Raw genomic sequence first — 16849 nt, 5'->3', positions numbered from 1 at the left:
TAAAACTCTCAAAGCTCTGTCAATCACGTCTATTCAGACTGGGGGTTTGAGAAAGAGTTCCGATAATTTGCAAAAAATTTTAAATATTTTTTGTTAGGCGCTTTTCTCTTTCAAGCAAGAGCTTAGAACCTTCTGGTTAGACCATGAAGAAAAATGTGATGTTAATCGCTTGTTAATCAAATGTGTCGAGAGTATATTTCAAACAGATGTTTGATACGAGTGATTGAAATGGCGTTACGCAGCAGTACTAAGGAAAAAATTCTTGATGTGGCAGAAGGGCTTTTCGCAGAATATGGATTTAATGATACCTCCTTACGCACCATCACTAGCAAAGCTGGAGTGAATCTAGCTTCCGTCAATTACCATTTTGGTGACAAGAAAACCTTAGTTCGGGCGGTACTCAACCGCTATCTAGAAGCGTTCATGCCCGAAATGAAGCTGTCTTTAGAATTGCTTAACCAAAGAAATGATTACGAGATGGAAGAGGTGTTTGAAGCACTGCGTGTTCCACTCCGTTCGCTCAATGAATTGCGCCCTAACGGTACCAGCCGCTTTATGTTGCTTATCGGTCGAGGTTATACCGATGTGCAAGGGCATTTACGTTGGTTTATCACCAATCGTTACAACGATGTACTGACGCTATTTACCGATTCTGTGCTTAAGGCGAATCCCAGTTTAACGCGAGAAACTTTGTTTTGGCGGCTGCATTTCACCTTAGGTACGTGTGTTTTTACCATGGCCTCTAGTCAGGCTCTGGCAGAGATTGCAGAAAACGCTTTTGGAAGCAAAGTTGATCCAAAGTCTGTGGTTGATCAACTGATTCCATACCTCGCTGCCGGAGTGGCGGCGAAATAAATAACCGACTCATAACAAAAATAAAATTGTAACCAGTGAACAAAAGGATCTGAATATGAGCTCTCTACGCAGAAAATGGATCAGCGACCCCGCTTTCAAAATGTTTAAGAAAGTGCTTCCTCCTCTGTCACAAACAGAAAAAGAAGCCATGGAAGCAGGGAGTGTATGGTGGGACGGCGAGCTGTTCTCTGGTAAACCCGATTTCACCAAACTGCACCATTACCCCAACCCCACCTTATCGGTAGAAGAGCAGGCTTTCATCGATAACGAGCTAGAAACCCTGCTCAGCATATTGGATGACTACAAGATAGTGAAAGAAGATCGCGACCTGCCCAAAGAGGTCTGGGATTTTCTACGTAAAGAGCGTTTCTTCTCGCTGATTATTTCGAAAGAGTATGGCGGCCGCGAATTCTCTGCGCTGGCCAACTCCACAATCGTGTCACGCATTGCTACACGCAGCATCAGTACCGCGGTAACCGTGATGGTGCCTAACTCATTAGGCCCAGGTGAACTGTTGTCACACTACGGTACTCAAGCGCAGAAAGATTACTGGTTGCCTCGTTTGGCTGATGGCACTGACATTCCTTGTTTTGCCCTGACCGGACCAGAAGCGGGTTCTGATGCGGGTGGTATTCCCGATCAAGGTGTGGTCTGTTACGGCAAACATGAAGGCAAAGACGTTTTAGGCGTTCGTTTGAGTTGGAACAAGCGCTACATCACGCTTGCGCCAGTCGCAACGGTACTAGGGTTGGCGTTTAAACTAAACGATCCAGAGCATCTGCTGGGTGATAAAGAAGATATCGGTATTACTTGTGCGCTGATCCCAGCTTCCCATGAAGGGGTTGAGATTGGTGAACGTCATGACCCACTAGGCTTAGCCTTTATGAACGGCCCAACACGCGGACAAGATGTGTTCATTCCAATGGATTGGTTGATAGGCGGGGCGGAATACGCAGGCAAAGGCTGGCGTATGTTGGTGGAGTGTCTTTCCGCTGGGCGCGGTATTTCCCTACCTGCATTGGGCACGGCGATTGGCCACCTCACTGCACGCACCACAGGAGCATACGGTTATGTGCGTAAGCAGTTTGGGATGTCGATTGGTAAATTTGAAGGTGTGGCGGAAGCCATGGGTCGAATAGGTGGTTTAACTTACTTGCTGGAAGCGACCAGAACGTTGACTACCACGTCTCTGGATCTCAAAGAAAAGCCAGGGATTGTCACGGCGATTGCCAAGTATCACATGACGGAAATTGGTCGCACCATTTTGAATGATGCCATGGATATTCACTCTGGCCGAGCCATTCAAGATGGCCCAATGAACTACTTGGCAACGCACTATTTAGGTATTCCAGTGGCAATCACTGTGGAAGGGGCGAATATTTTGACGCGTAACCTGATGATCTTTGGTCAAGGTGCTACTCGTTGTCATCCTTATGTCTTAAAAGAGATGGAAGCCGCGGCCAATCCTGATCAACAAGAAGGGGCGAAAGCGTTTGATGAATTGCTGTTCAAACACATTGCTCACGCGACCAAAAACAGCTTTGGTGCGCTATTTGCCGCGCTGACGGGGTCACGCTTTATTAAAGCCAATATGAGTGGCCCAACTCAAAACTACTATAAGCAGATGACTCGTCTAAGCCGTGCTTTAGCGGTGAGTGCGGATGTCGCCATGCTGACGTTAGGTGGCGAGCTGAAACGCAAAGAGATGATTTCGGCACGTTTAGGTGATGCATTGAGTTATCTGTATATGGGTTCTGCAGTACTGAAAAAATATGAGGATGAAGGTCGCCATCAAGCCGATCTCGACTATGTCCACTACGCCATGCAGTACTGTTTGCATCACGCGGCGAAATCGCTCAATCAAGCGTATCGTAACTACCCAGTTACTGGTGTCGGAGCGCTTTTGAAGGGGCTGTTGTTCCCGCTAGGCAACCATTTTGCTCCACCAAGTGATGAGCTGGCGGTGAAGTTAGCTGAAAGCCTAATGACACCGGGAGCACATCGTGATCGCTTAACCCAACTTTGCTACATAGGTAAAGAGGAAGACGATAGCGTTGGCTTGATGGAAAAAGCGTTTTTGGCCATGTACAGCATCAAAGGCTTAGAACGTAAACTGCAACAAGGCGTAAAAGAGGGCAAAGTGGCACGTAAAGGCTTCTTGGCAGATCGCCTAGTACAAGCACAACAAGTGGGTGTACTGAGTGCGGATGAAGTGGCATCCATTTTGGCAGCCGAAAAACTGCGTAGCCGTGCGATTCAAGTGGATCACTTCAGCCATGATTTCTCGCAAATTCATACTCATCAAACCACCAAACCTAAGTTAAACAGTGTGGCGTAGCGGTTTAAATAGCGTGTCGAGGGCTTCTAATCAGAGGCCCTCTTTATTTTCATTGGCTGAGTTTTTTGTGAGCATAACCGGGAAAATACCCCTATGAGTGCTCCAACCACTGGTCATTTTCGGCGAAATTGAGAGAAATTAGATGCGGTTTGTGCCTGAACCTTTTATCCTAGCGACGATTTTTTAAGGAAGTTGAATATGATCATCAAACCTAAAATTCGTGGATTTATCTGTACAACAACGCACCCAGTGGGTTGTGAAGCGAACGTAAAAGAACAAATTGCCTACACAAAAGCGCAAGGTCCAATCAAAAATGCCCCTAAGCGCGTGTTGGTTGTCGGATCGTCTAGCGGCTATGGTCTGTCATCACGCATCGCTGCGGCGTTTGGCGGTGGTGCGGCAACCATCGGCGTATTTTTTGAAAAGCCAGGTACCGACAAAAAGCCAGGTACAGCGGGCTTCTACAATGCTGCAGCATTTGACAAATTGGCTCATGAAGCGGGTTTGTACGCGAAAAGCCTTAACGGTGATGCGTTCTCTCATGCAGCAAAACAAAAAGCGATTGAGCTGATCAAGCAAGACCTCGGTCAGATTGATCTGGTGGTTTACTCACTGGCTTCTCCAGTACGTAAGATGCCAGAAACGGGTGAGTTGGTGCGTTCAGCACTGAAGCCAATTGGTGAAACTTACACCTCTACGGCGGTAGATACCAATAAAGATGTGATCATCGAAGCCAGCGTTGAGCCAGCGACCGAGCAAGAAATCGCCGACACGATCACTGTAATGGGCGGTCAAGATTGGGAACTGTGGATCCAAGCGCTTGAAGAAGCGGGTGTACTGGCAGAAGGTTGCAAAACCGTTGCTTACAGCTACATCGGTACTGAGTTGACTTGGCCAATCTACTGGGATGGTGCTTTAGGCCGTGCCAAGATGGACCTAGATCGCGCAGCGACTGCACTGAACGAGAAGCTCTCTGCCAAAGGCGGAACAGCCAACGTCGCGGTATTGAAATCGGTAGTGACTCAAGCCAGCTCAGCGATTCCTGTTATGCCACTCTACATCGCCATGGTGTTTAAGAAAATGCGTGAACAGGGCGTGCATGAAGGCTGTATGGAACAGATTTACCGCATGTTCAGCCAACGTCTGTACAAAGAAGATGGCTCAGCGCCTGAAGTGGATGACTACAACCGTCTGCGTTTGGATGACTTAGAGCTGCGTGATGATATTCAGCAACACTGCCGTGATCTGTGGCCGCAAATCACCACAGAGAATCTGCGTGAGTTGACTGATTACGACATGTACAAAGAAGAGTTCATCAAGCTGTTTGGCTTTGGCATTGAAGGCATTGATTACGATACTGACGTTAACCCAGAAGTCGAATTCGCAGTGATTGATATTGAGTAAGAAAAATTACTCTTACCCTAAAAAGGCGCGTTATTGCGCCTTTTTTATGCCTCAAGTTTTGAGCGTAAACTTGCCACGTGATATCAGCGTTGAGCTAAATAGTCGATACCGTGCTTTCTTTATGGCAACAAAAAGCGGAGCTTAGGCTCCGCTTTTTGTTTTGTGTTCGACAATCAGAAATTAACGAGCACGGAAGACGATGCGACCTTTAGACAAATCGTAAGGAGTCATCTCTACAGTGACTTTGTCACCAGTTAGAATGCGGATGTAGTTTTTACGCATTTTTCCAGAGATGTGAGCTGTCACTACGTGACCATTTTCAAGCTCTACACGGAACATTGTGTTAGGAAGAGTATCAAGGACAGTGCCTTGCATCTCAATTACGTCTTCTTTAGCCATTTAATCCTCTTTAGAAATTTGGCGATCTTTAACGGCGCAGGATTCTGCCATTAAACGTTCAATATGGGAAGTTGCGGCGTATTCTACCCTTGCCAACGTTGATTTACTAGCCTTTGATGCGGATTGAAACGGACTTTATAGTTCATTGCTGGACATTCATCGATTTGATATCCCAAATAAAGCCACTGTTTTTTGGTCTGTTGGCAGTGATTCAACTGACAAAGCACAGCTAAAGTACCCAAAGAGAGCGTAATGTCAGGGTCATAGAAGGTGTAAAACGCACTCGCGCTGTGAGGAAGTAAATCGGTCACTGCAATGGCAACCAACTTTTCACCTTCATAAAGATGCAAATACTGTGTATTGAGCCATTTTGCTTGAGCAAATTTGGCAAATTCCATTTTATTGGGCGGGTACATGGAACCATGGCGATGCCGTGCAAAGATATAGCGTGCGTAGAGCTGATACCACTCTTCATCCATTTCAGGTTTGAGTTGCCAATGGAAATGGCGTTCTAACAGTTTGAGTAATCGTTTTTGGCTGTTGCTAGGCGTGTAATCGGGGACAGGAATGCGTAGCGCCTGACAAGCGTGGCAATGGTCACAATGCGGTTTATAGATGGTATCACCGCTGCGCCGAAAGCCATTTGCCATCAAAACTTCATAGCTATCTGGAGATTGCATTTGTGGGTCGATTGCCACCGCAACGCGCTCCATTCGATCGGCTAAATAGCTACAAGGGTGGTTATTGGTTAATCCAATACGAATTTGCTGAATATCTGAGCTCATGCATCAATCCTCAAAGGCACAGGGAGAACTCGGTGTGGCGAGCCACTGAGGTTCAAAACAGCCACGGAGCACCTGCTTCTCCTTAAAAGATAGCAACGATTGGATAAATTGTTCACGGCTGAGTGTGGTCGCCCCTAAAGATTGCAAATGCGGATTCATTACTTGGCAATCAATCAACTGTCCTTGATGTTGCGAAAAATGGTCACAAAAATACCAGAGCGCAATTTTTGAAGCATTGGTTGCGAGGCTAAACATCGATTCCCCGCAAAAGAGTTGGCCAACCGAAATGCCATAAAGCCCCCCCACCAGTTGTTCGTCATGCCACACTTCGACAGAATGGCAACGACCTTGTTTCGCCAGCTCGCCATACGCATGGCGCATTGGGTCATTGAGCCAACGTTGATCGGCAGGGCGAGTTAATGCGCACTGCTCAATAACGTGCGATGTCGCTTGGTTTAGGCTAATTCGGTACTGATGTTTACGTTGAAACTTTTTCACGCTTTTTGAGGGCTGATAACGTGCTGGTTGAAATACGGCACGTGGAGATGGACTCCACCATAGAATCGGATCATTTGGCCCATACCAAGGAAAAATTCCTTGCTGATAGGCTGCCCAAATTCGCTCTGGGCTTAAATCGCCCCCAAACGCTAATAGGCCGTTAGGTTCTTCTAAAGCCGTAAATGGAGGAGGGAAGGTGAGATCTTCCCGCGTTAATTCAGTGAGATAAATCGCCATCGTATTGGTTTACCTTGCAAATTCTTGCGATAAATTCCAGAAGTGAGTGAGCAGACATGCACCATCACTGACAAGTGATTCGGGATTGTGAACGGCGATCTTAGTGATTTTCCGTGGTTTTGCCAATCTTAGCGGCTATGGAAAAATGAGGAGGAAAACGGAGTGCATAAATAGAAATAAAAATTCAATCTGAACAAGATTAAGGCTAGCGCTTGTGATTGAATTTAGTTAGTCTGCGGATACGAAGAATTTTCGCCGCTACCCATAATCATAAGGACTTTCAGCGGCGCAAGGACACACAACATCCAATGGAAAGCTTGACTTTACAACCGATTAATCTCATCTCAGGGGAAGTAAATCTTCCTGGTTCAAAAAGCGTCTCAAACCGTGCACTCTTGTTGGCTGCGTTAGCCTCTGGCACGACCCGTCTCACTAACTTGCTCGATAGCGATGACATTCGTCATATGCTCAATGCATTGACGAAACTTGGCGTGAACTATCGCCTCTCGGCAGATAAAACCACATGTGAAGTGGAAGGGCTCGGACAAGCGTTTCAAACCACTCAACCACTAGAGCTGTTTTTGGGCAATGCGGGCACGGCAATGCGTCCTTTGGCGGCGGCTCTATGCCTTGGTCAAGGCGACTATGTGCTGACGGGGGAGCCGCGCATGAAAGAGCGCCCAATTGGCCATTTAGTGGATGCACTGCGTCAAGCTGGAGCGCAAATTGAGTATTTGGAGCAGGAAAATTTCCCACCTCTACGTATTCAAGGTTCGGGATTGCAAGCAGGAACTGTGACTATCGATGGTTCAATCTCTAGCCAGTTTTTGACCGCCTTTTTAATGTCTGCTCCACTAGCGCAGGGTAAAGTCACGATCAAAATCGTGGGTGAATTGGTTTCCAAACCGTACATCGATATTACGCTTCACATCATGGAACAGTTTGGCGTACAGGTGATCAACCACGATTACCAAGAGTTTGTGATCCCTGCAGGCCAATCTTATGTTTCCCCCGGAAACTTTTTAGTCGAAGGTGATGCCTCTTCTGCGTCCTATTTTCTTGCCGCAGCAGCGATTAAAGGCGGTGAAGTGAAAGTGACGGGCATTGGTAAGAACAGCATCCAAGGTGATATTCAGTTTGCTGATGCTTTAGAGAAAATGGGTGCACAGATTGAGTGGGGTGATGATTACGTCATTGCACGTCGTGGTGAGCTTAATGCGGTTGATCTCGATTTTAACCATATCCCAGATGCGGCGATGACGATTGCCACAACAGCGCTGTTTGCCAAAGGTACAACGGCCATTCGTAATGTTTACAACTGGCGCGTGAAAGAGACCGACCGATTGGCGGCGATGGCCACTGAATTGCGTAAAGTGGGTGCTACGGTAGAAGAAGGAGAGGATTTCATTGTGATCACTCCGCCAGCCAAGCTCATCCATGCAGCGATCGATACCTATGATGACCATCGCATGGCCATGTGTTTTTCTCTGGTCGCGTTGAGTGATACACAGGTGACGATCAATGACCCGAAATGCACTTCAAAAACCTTCCCGGATTATTTTGAGAAGTTCGCACAGTTAAGCCAGTAGCGCCGAACCAAAAAGTAGCCATAAACGGCCACTTTTTAGAAACATGGGTTGTAACTTGATGAAATAAAAGCCTCATTACGAGGCTTTTATTATTTTTGAACGGTAAATTCAGGTGAGAGCTGATGAGCGAGGTATTTGAACATATTGAATACAGCCGTAGTTTTCTCCGTCGGCAGACCTTGCTCAGTGAGGAAGTATTCGCCTTTGAAAACTAAAACATCTTCCTTTTCTTCCACTTGTGTGGCGCGCATACCTTCGATGTAGCATTCATGATCTTGAATTAGCTGGTTTGCGATCAGTAATAGGTCAAATTCGCTGATTGGTTTTTTATTGCTCATGGTCGTTACTCCTTACCTTCTGAGGCAGACAGTATAAGTTTGTAACAGGTTCTAGCCTTGACAGAAAGCAGGAAAAGGACGATTTATTCTCTTGATGAATTTGTGAGTTATTGCATATTTCGTTGTTTTGGGGTCGCGGTGTGGCGCGCTTCACTTTAGTATGGGCGCGTTTTTGACAGCAGAACAACATTTCGTCGATTTGTCGAGCAAATAAAAAGCTTTTAGAAAAAACAAGTTGATCTTCTTGTTATCTGGCTCGATAGTAAAAAAAGAATTACATTTTAGAACGTCATGCGATTTAGAAATCGCCAAATGATGAAGGACATTTGAGTCAATATGGGTAAATCACTCGTTATCGTCGAGTCGCCAGCCAAGGCTAAAACCATCAATAAGTACCTTGGTAAAGACTTTATCGTGAAATCCAGTGTGGGACACGTTCGTGATCTGCCTACGGCAGGACAAACTACCACACCAACCGGTAAAGCTGCAGCCACTTCGACTAAAAAGCAATCTATCGCTGATAAAGAGCAGCAAAAGCGTGAAAAAGAGCGCTCAGCACTGATCAAAAAGATGGGTGTCGATCCGTATCACGGTTGGGAAGCGAATTATCAAATTCTGCCCGGCAAAGAGAAAGTGGTGGCAGAGCTGCAAAAGCTCGCGAAAGACGCAGACAGCGTTTATCTCGCAACCGACTTGGACCGCGAGGGAGAGGCCATCGCTTGGCACCTTCGTGAGATCATCGGCGGCGATGAAAAGCGATACAAACGAGTAGTATTTAACGAGATCACCAAAAATGCGATTCAGCAGGCATTCCAACAGCCTGGAGAATTGAATATGGATGGCGTAAACGCTCAGCAAGCGCGTCGTTTCATGGATCGCGTGGTGGGCTTCATGGTTTCTCCACTGCTATGGAAAAAAGTGGCACGTGGCCTCTCTGCAGGTCGCGTACAGTCTGTTGCAGTGAAACTCTTGGTTGAGCGTGAACGTGAAATCAAAGCGTTTGTGCCGGAAGAATTTTGGGATATCAACGCGGATACATTGACCGCAGATAAGCAAGATTTTCGCCTGCTGGTGGCACAAAAAGATGGCCTAGCGTTCAAGCCTGTCAACGAAACTGAAGCTTTGAAAGCGGTTTCTGCGCTCAATAAGGCGCAGTACGAAGTGTGCAAACGCGAAGACAAGCCAACGAGCAGCAAACCAAGTGCACCATTTATTACTTCAACCTTGCAGCAAGCGGCAAGTACACGCTTAGGCTACGGGGTGAAAAAGACCATGATGCTCGCTCAGCGTCTTTATGAAGCGGGTTACATCACCTACATGCGTACTGATTCAACTAACTTGAGTGCAGAAGCAGTAGACAATCTACGTGGTTATATTGCTAAACATTACGGTGAAGCTTATTTACCGAGCCAGCCAAATGTGTACGGCAGCAAGCAAAATGCACAAGAGGCTCACGAAGCGATTCGTCCTTCGGATGTCACCGTCACTGCTGACGATCTGGAAGGAATGGAAGCGGATGCGCACAAACTGTATGCCCTGATCTGGAATCAATTTGTCGCGTGTCAAATGACGCCAGCACAATACGATTCAACCACAGTCAGTGTCAAAGCGGCTGAGTTTACTCTGAAAGCGAAAGGTCGAATCCTCAAGTTTGATGGTTGGACTCGTGTACAGCGTCCGTTGGGCAAAAATGAAGATCAGATCCTGCCACCGGTGAAAGTCGGTGACAGCCTAAAGTTAGTCAGTTTAGATCCGAAACAGCACTTCACCAAACCGCCTGCACGCTTTACAGAAGCCGCTCTGGTAAAAGAGCTAGAGAAACGTGGCATTGGCCGCCCATCAACCTACGCTTCGATTATCTCGACGATTCAAGACCGTGGCTATGTGAAAGTCGACCAGCGTCGATTCTTTGCAGAAAAAATGGGTGAAATTGTTACCGATCGTCTGGATGAAAATTTTGACGATCTGATGAACTACGACTTTACCGCACGTATGGAAGAAAAACTCGACCAAATCGCGGAAGGAGAGGTGAACTGGACGGCGGTACTGGATGACTTCTTCGCTGATTTTAGTCGAGATTTAGAAACCGCGGAGCAAGATGAAAGTGTTGGCGGCATGAAGCCTAACCACATTGTTATGACGAACATCTTGTGTCCAACCTGTTCGCGCCCAATGGGTATCCGTACAGCATCGACAGGCGTGTTTTTAGGCTGCTCTGGTTATGCATTGCCACCAAAAGAGCGTTGTAAAACCACCATCAATCTGGGGGATGAAGAGGGCGTTATCAACGTTTTAGAAGAAGATGTTGAAACCGCCGCTCTACGTGCCAAGAAACGTTGTCCTATTTGTGAAACAGCGATGGATGCGTATCTAATCGACGATAAACGTAAACTGCATGTTTGTGGTAACAACCCGAACTGTGAAGGTTTCATCGTTGAAGAGGGTGAATTTAAAGTTAAAGGCTACGAAGGTCCAACGGTCGAATGTGATAAGTGTGGCTCAGACATGGTGTTGAAAAATGGTCGCTTTGGTAAATACATGGGCTGCACCAATGACACTTGTAAAAACACTCGTAAGATATTGAAAAATGGTGAAGTTGCGCCACCAAAAGAAGAACCAGTGCATTTCCCTGAGCTACCGTGCGAAAACTCGGATGCGTATTTTGTGCTACGTGATGGGGCGTCTGGTTTGTTCTTGGCTGCTAGCAATTTCCCTAAATCTCGTGAAACTCGCGCGCCTTTAGTGGAAGAACTGAAGCGTTTCGCAGAACGGTTACCAGAAAAATACCAGTATCTGACCTCAGCACCCGAACAGGATCCTGATGGTTTACCGGCGGTAGTGCGTTTCTCTCGTAAAGAGAAAGAGCATTATGTACGCACCGAAACGGATGGCAAACCATCAGGTTGGATGGCTGTTTACCAAGAGGGGAAATGGCTCGTCACTGATAAGCGTAAAAACGCCAAATAGTCTTAGTTGTTCATTTTAAGACACGACAAGGCAGCTTTCGCTGCCTTGTCTTATTTGTGGTTCACGTATTGTGAAGCGCTTCTGAGAATCCTCATTTCTATACTGATGTCTTGCACAATCAATTTTCCAGAGTGTGACTCAAGAGAGAGTCTTGCCACTTCTTCCTGCCTACTATGGTTTTAACCACTCAATTTTGAGCCTTTTTTAACCGGAGCTGGAGCTGCCTATTCATAGGTATAGCACTCCAATCCACCAAGCTCTTTCTCAGTCCGATTTTTATCCACGATTCATTCTTTTAAGCCTATTGGCGAAACATTTCGCTACTCATATGTTATCGGCCCAGGAGGTGAACTGACTTCAGTAACCGAATAATGCGTTATTCCTTAATGTTAGATTTATGAAATTGAACCACCAACAGAGTGTGAGTTGGAATAAGTCTTTTCCATCATTCACTTGTTCACTACGGAGATTTCAAGAAATAGATTGGTATTCTGCTGCGGATTCGATAACGTATAGCCAACCGATTGCATTGTTTATTCAGCATATTTTTTGCTGGCTGTCGTATTTGTTTGCTGTCGGTTTGCATGGATCGCCGCACCACATATCCCCAAAGTGAAACCTATTCTGTGGTTCGGTAAATATTATAAAAGAATGGAGAACACACATGGCTGGAGTATTAGGCATGATTTTGGCGGGTGGAGAAGGTTCACGGTTGAAACCGTTGACTGAAACCCGTACCAAGCCGGCAGTTCCTTTTGGTGGAAGTTATCGTTTAATCGACTTTGCACTCAACAACTTTGTGAATGCTGATTTAATGCGTATCTACGTTTTGACGCAATTTAAATCACAATCCTTGTACCTACACATGAAAAAAGGCTGGAACCTTTCTGGGATCACGGATCGCTTTATCGACATTATTCCTGCGCAAATGCGTGATGGAAAACGTTGGTATGAAGGTACGGCCGATGCGATTTATCAAAACCTGCGTTTTGTGGAAATCGTGGCTCCCGATCAAGTCTGTATATTTGGTTCTGACCATATCTACAAAATGGATATTCGCCAAATGTTGGATTTCCATCGCCGTATGGAAGCTGAGTTGACGGTTTCTGCATTGCGTATGCCGATTAGCCAAGCTTCGCAATTTGGGGTCATTGAGGTCGATGAGCACGGCAAAATGATTGGTTTCGAAGAGAAACCGAATAATCCTAAAGCGATTCCTGGTGAGCCTGAGTGGGCACTGGTCTCGATGGGTAACTACATTTTTGAAGCGGAAACGCTAAGCAAAGAACTGCGTGAAGATGCGGAGAACAACCAATCTAGCCATGACTTTGGGAAAGACATTATCCCGAAAATGTTCCCGCGCGGTAACGTTTACGTCTATGACTTTACGACCAACAAGATTAAGGGCGAGAAAGAGTCTACTTATTGGCGCGATGTCGGCACGATTGAGTCGTATTGGGCTGCTCATATGGACCTGCTCGATCAAGAGCCTCCGTTCTCCTTGTATAACCGCAGTTGGCAGTTGCACACGTATTATCCGCCTTTACCTCCAGCTACGTTTGTGGATGTAGGACATAATAAAGTCGAAATAACCGATAGCCTCATTTCTGGAGGAAGCTATATTCAAGGTTCCACTATCTATAAATCGGTATTGGGATTCCGCAGTAATATTGCGGCTGGCTCTTTCATCAGTGAATCTGTTATCTTGGGCGATGTAAAAATTGGTGCAGGTTGCACAATTAAACGCACAATTATCGATAAAGATGTAGAAATTGCTGCTGGTACTATCATCGGTGAAGATCTGGAAATGGACAGAAAACGTTTCCATGTGTCCGATGAAGGGATTGTGGTGATTGCAAAAGGTACAAAGGTAGGATTCTAGAATGGAACAACTCAACGTTTGGTTTACCGTTTCAGAAGTGCAGGGGCTGGTAAAAAGTGGGGGCTTAGCCGATGTGGCAAAAGCGCTACCACAGGCGTTGAAAGCGTTGCATCAGCGGGTAGCTATTGTGCTACCTGCTTATCGTTCAGTTCCGGGTAGGGAAGAGGCCGAGTTGGTTCTGGAAACAGAACTGACTCATTGGCCACACACTCGTTATCGAGTGCTTAAGCAAGATCTCGATGGAGTTCCAGTCTATTTGATTGACTGTCCAGCCTATTTTGATCGCCCGGCGCTGTATGCAGAGAATAATCAGGCGTATGCCGATAATGGTGAACGGTTTGGTTTTTTCTCCGCAGCGTGTTTGGACGTACTCCCTAAATTGGGGATTCAGCCGGATATTATTCACGCCAATGATTGGCACACGGGGTTAGTCCCATTCTTACTCAAAACTCGTTACCGCTATGACAGTTTCTTCGAGCAAGTAAAAAGTGTACTCACGGTACATAACGCCATATTCAAAGGCATTTTCTCTTATCACCAACTTGAAGTGATCCCAGAGCTTAATTTGTCTGGAATGGAGTTCCTGCAATATGGTTATGACCATGTCAGTATGCTGCGTGCTGGGATTGCTTTTGCCGATAAAATTAACGCCGTCAGCCCGAACTATGCCTCTGAGCTACTCACCCCGCTTGGCGCGCATGGTTTAGTGGATGACTTTGTTCGTCGCGCTCGGGATTTACACGGCATCGTCAATGGCTGTGATTACAGCGAATGGAGCCCGGAAACGGATCATTATTTACCAACCACTTACAGTGCTGAGCCTAGCTCAATGCGTAAAGGGAAAACGCTGTGTAAAACCGCTTTGCAAGAGGAACTGCATCTGCCTGTGGCCGATGTGCCAATGTTCGGTATGGTGTGCCGCCTCACTCATCAAAAAGGCTTCCACTACTTGTTGCCCATTTTAGAGCAGTTTTTGCGTAATAAAGTTCAACTAGTGATTGTGGGTACGGGGGAACCAGAGGTTGCGGCGCGGCTTAATAAAATCGCTCATGCTCAGCACAATAAGTTTGCTTTTGTAGAGACATACAGTGAACGTTTAGCACACTGGGTTGAAGCTGGGGCGGATTTCTTCTTGATGCCATCAGAGTTTGAAGCCTGTGGTCTGAATCAGATTTACAGCATGGCTTATGGTACTTTGCCTATTGTTCGGGAAGTCGGTGGTTTGAAAGATACGGTGAATGACTACGATAAGTTCCCTGAGCGAGCAACGGGATTTGGTTATCTTGAACCAACACCGGAAGCATTACTGATCACCATGCAGCGTGCATTGCTGTTCTATCTCCAAGAGCCTGAGGAGATGCAGAAAGTACAGCAACGAGCCATGTTGCAAAACTTTAGCTGGGAAGAGTCTGCGCAAGAGTACATGAAGATGTACCGGCTAGCGCGATTTGGCTAATGATGATGGTTTGTGAAAGGCACCCGTTGGTGCCTTTGTTTTTCTGGTTGTTTGAACAGTTTCTTACAACAGAAAGCATTCTCTCCATACAGTTTATGGTAGTCTTGGCCTGCGCAATAAAGAGGTTCCGATGACTGATATCGCTGAAAATGTCCTATTTCATAAAACCTATCTGCACCCGACCAGTAACGAGTGGGTGGTTTTTGTGCATGGCGCTGGGGGCAGTTCGTCAATTTGGTTTAAGCAGATCAAAGCCTATCGCCAGCATTTTAACTTGTTACTCATCGATTTACGTGGGCATGGTAAATCAAACCGATTACTTAGAGATTGGATTGCCAATCGCTATACCTTTAAAACGGTGACTCTTGATGTACTTAGAGTATTGGATCACCTGAAAATCCAGTCCGCGCACTTTGTCGGAATGTCGCTGGGTACCATCATAGTGCGCAATCTGGCTGAACTGGCGACACATCGTGTTAGCTCTATGGTGCTTGGTGGCGCCGTAACTCGGCTTAATACACGCTCGCAAGTGTTGGTTAAGCTAGGGCATTTGAGCAAGCACCTGATCCCTTACATGTGGCTCTATCGATTGTTTGCTTATATCGTTATGCCACAGCGTAACCAGAAAGAGTCTCGCCACCTCTTTATTCGTGAAGCTCAGAAGCTGTGTCAAAAAGAATTTAAGCGTTGGTTTACTTTAACGGCGGAAGTTAACCCACTTATGCGTTATTTTCGTGATCGCGAGCTACCAATTCCAACACTGTATTTAATGGGAGAAAAGGATTACATGTTTATTCACCCAGTAAAAGAGATGGTGGCGCTGCATGCGCAGAGTGAGCTGTATGAAATTCCCGGCTGTGGTCATGTCTGTAATGTTGAACAGCCGGATCTATTTAATCAACGCTCCATCGAGTTTATCCAACGTCAGATCAGCTAATCCTTTAATCATCAAGCTGGGTATAACCACACTGCCAACAAACCGCAAATTGCCCTTCGTGGCTTTCACCACATTCAGGGCATTGCCAGCGAGTTATTGCGGGCGGATTAAAAAAATCAGCGATAATTTGTTCAGCTGCCTTTTGCTGTGAAGGATTCACGAGCCATAACGATGGTGCGCTATTTTGATCTATTGGAATCTCACCGCGCAGCGCAAACAACATTTCTCCCCGCATCTCACACCGAATGCCCTGCTGACGCAGTAGTTGCATCAGCATATGGGCTTCCAATGGGTTAGAGGCAGTGTAAATCTTCATGCTAACAATTAGATGCTTACTTAATTGAAGATTGGATGGTGCGTTGCTGGAACTTATTCATCAACCACTTAACGATAATTGGGAATACCCCTAGTAGCACAAATGAAGCAAGGACAGGGAAGGACACGATTTCACCTAAACTTGAAATTTCCGCCAATTGTGTACCCGCATTCAGATAAACCGCTGTGCCGGGTAGCATACCTAGTTGGCTTACCCAGTAGTAGCGCCAAACAGAGATTGGGGTCAGTCCCATAACCAAGTTAATCAAAAAGAAAGGGAAAATCGGGATGAGGCGTAGTGAGAGTAAGTAAAACGCACCATCTCGCTCAACACCTTGGTTGATGGTTAACAGTTTATCGGCAAACTTCGCTTGAACCCAGTCACGCAAAAGAAAGCGACTACTGAGGAATGCGAGGGTTGCGCCAATGGTACTAGCGAAGGAAGCAAGTAGTAGACTGAGCCAAAAACCAAACAGCGCAGCACCCAGTAGAGTAACAACGGTTGCTCCAGGGATGGAAAACGCAGTCAATAAAACATATACCACAAAGTAAATGAAAGCGGCTTGCAATAGATGGGCATCAATATAGCTTGCTAATTCTGCTTGTTTGGCTTTCGCCATATCCAACGTGAGATATTGGCTAAATTGCGTCACCAAGATGGCGGTAATCGCGATCAAAATTAAGGCAATGATGAGTTTTTTATTCATGTAAAGATACCTAGTAATCATTTCGATGTTTTGGCAAGTGACAAAACACTTAAGTCAAGTATACCCAAACTATTTGGAGTTGCAGGTTGGCAGCAAGTCAGCGTAGCCAATACCTAACAGCCTCAGGAATGAATACACACAT

The 16849-nt window shown here is 46.1% G+C and carries 14 protein-coding genes; 8 read left to right on the top strand and 6 right to left on the bottom strand.

The genetic code is table 11. The features are described 5' to 3' along the window. Positions 1-228: 228 nt before the first annotated feature. The 3 genes from VOA_RS04430 to fabV all read left to right on the top strand — a co-directional run bounded on the left by VOA_RS04430 (position 229) and on the right by fabV (position 4597). On the top strand, positions 229-855 hold the full coding sequence (locus tag VOA_RS04430) for a TetR/AcrR family transcriptional regulator (protein WP_001208098.1): 627 nt from the start codon (positions 229-231) through the stop codon (positions 853-855). A 55-nt stretch (positions 856-910) separates the two neighbouring features. Further along, positions 911-3193, top strand: coding sequence for an acyl-CoA dehydrogenase (locus tag VOA_RS04435; RefSeq protein WP_000097000.1), 2283 nt, complete (start codon positions 911-913; stop codon positions 3191-3193). A gap of 198 nt (positions 3194-3391) precedes the next feature. Then, positions 3392-4597, top strand: a complete 1206-nt coding sequence (gene fabV / locus VOA_RS04440) for an enoyl-ACP reductase FabV (protein ID WP_000584506.1) — start codon at positions 3392-3394, stop codon at positions 4595-4597. A 180-nt stretch (positions 4598-4777) separates the two neighbouring features. Here the strand turns inward: fabV and infA are convergent, their stop codons facing one another. The 3 genes from infA to aat all read right to left on the bottom strand — a co-directional run bounded on the left by infA (position 4778) and on the right by aat (position 6516). Next, positions 4778-4996, bottom strand: a complete 219-nt coding sequence (gene infA, locus VOA_RS04445) for a translation initiation factor IF-1 (protein WP_001040192.1) — start codon at positions 4994-4996, stop codon at positions 4778-4780. 83 nt (positions 4997-5079) lie between these two features. After that, positions 5080-5781: an arginyltransferase gene (locus tag VOA_RS04450; protein ID WP_000093312.1), complete on the bottom strand. Its 702-nt coding sequence runs from the start codon at positions 5779-5781 to the stop codon at positions 5080-5082. Between the two features lie 3 nt (positions 5782-5784). Beyond that, positions 5785-6516 carry a leucyl/phenylalanyl-tRNA--protein transferase gene (gene aat / locus VOA_RS04455; protein ID WP_001029444.1) on the bottom strand — a complete coding sequence of 244 codons (732 nt, stop codon included), beginning with the start codon at positions 6514-6516 and terminating at the stop codon, positions 5785-5787. A gap of 308 nt (positions 6517-6824) precedes the next feature. Here aat and aroA point away from each other — a divergent pair, with 308 nt between their 5' ends. Further along, positions 6825-8105, top strand: coding sequence for a 3-phosphoshikimate 1-carboxyvinyltransferase (gene aroA / locus VOA_RS04460; RefSeq protein WP_000445270.1), 1281 nt, complete (start codon positions 6825-6827; stop codon positions 8103-8105). An 89-nt stretch (positions 8106-8194) separates the two neighbouring features. Here the strand turns inward: aroA and VOA_RS04465 are convergent, their stop codons facing one another. Beyond that, on the bottom strand, positions 8195-8443 hold the full coding sequence (locus VOA_RS04465; protein ID WP_000066333.1) for a YciN family protein: 249 nt from the start codon (positions 8441-8443) through the stop codon (positions 8195-8197). A gap of 336 nt (positions 8444-8779) precedes the next feature. Here VOA_RS04465 and topA point away from each other — a divergent pair, with 336 nt between their 5' ends. The 4 genes from topA to VOA_RS04485 all read left to right on the top strand — a co-directional run bounded on the left by topA (position 8780) and on the right by VOA_RS04485 (position 15685). After that, positions 8780-11410 (top strand): type I DNA topoisomerase, encoded by a 2631-nt coding sequence (topA, locus tag VOA_RS04470; protein WP_000520441.1) that lies wholly within the window; start codon positions 8780-8782, stop codon positions 11408-11410. Between the two features lie 664 nt (positions 11411-12074). Beyond that, a complete protein-coding gene (glgC, locus tag VOA_RS04475; protein ID WP_000929354.1) occupies positions 12075-13292 on the top strand; it encodes a glucose-1-phosphate adenylyltransferase in 1218 nt (405 codons plus the stop codon). Position 13293: 1 nt separating this feature from the next. After that, positions 13294-14748: a glycogen synthase GlgA gene (gene glgA / locus VOA_RS04480; RefSeq protein ID WP_000436812.1), complete on the top strand. Its 1455-nt coding sequence runs from the start codon at positions 13294-13296 to the stop codon at positions 14746-14748. A gap of 130 nt (positions 14749-14878) precedes the next feature. Continuing rightward, positions 14879-15685, top strand: coding sequence for an alpha/beta fold hydrolase (locus VOA_RS04485; RefSeq protein ID WP_000129534.1), 807 nt, complete (start codon positions 14879-14881; stop codon positions 15683-15685). Positions 15686-15689: 4 nt separating this feature from the next. Here VOA_RS04485 and VOA_RS04490 read toward each other — a convergent pair whose 3' ends face one another. Both VOA_RS04490 and VOA_RS04495 read right to left on the bottom strand, forming a co-directional pair. After that, entirely contained in the window at positions 15690-16001 is a 312-nt protein-coding gene (locus tag VOA_RS04490; RefSeq protein WP_032468369.1) for a putative signal transducing protein, read from the bottom strand. Positions 16002-16017: 16 nt separating this feature from the next. Continuing rightward, entirely contained in the window at positions 16018-16707 is a 690-nt protein-coding gene (locus VOA_RS04495) for a TVP38/TMEM64 family protein (RefSeq protein ID WP_001035527.1), read from the bottom strand. Positions 16708-16849 lie beyond the last annotated feature (142 nt).

The sequence above is a fragment of the Vibrio sp. RC586 genome, from assembly GCF_000176715.1.
Lineage (GTDB): Bacteria > Pseudomonadota > Gammaproteobacteria > Enterobacterales > Vibrionaceae > Vibrio.
This window is presented reverse-complemented; position numbering and strand designations above follow the sequence as displayed.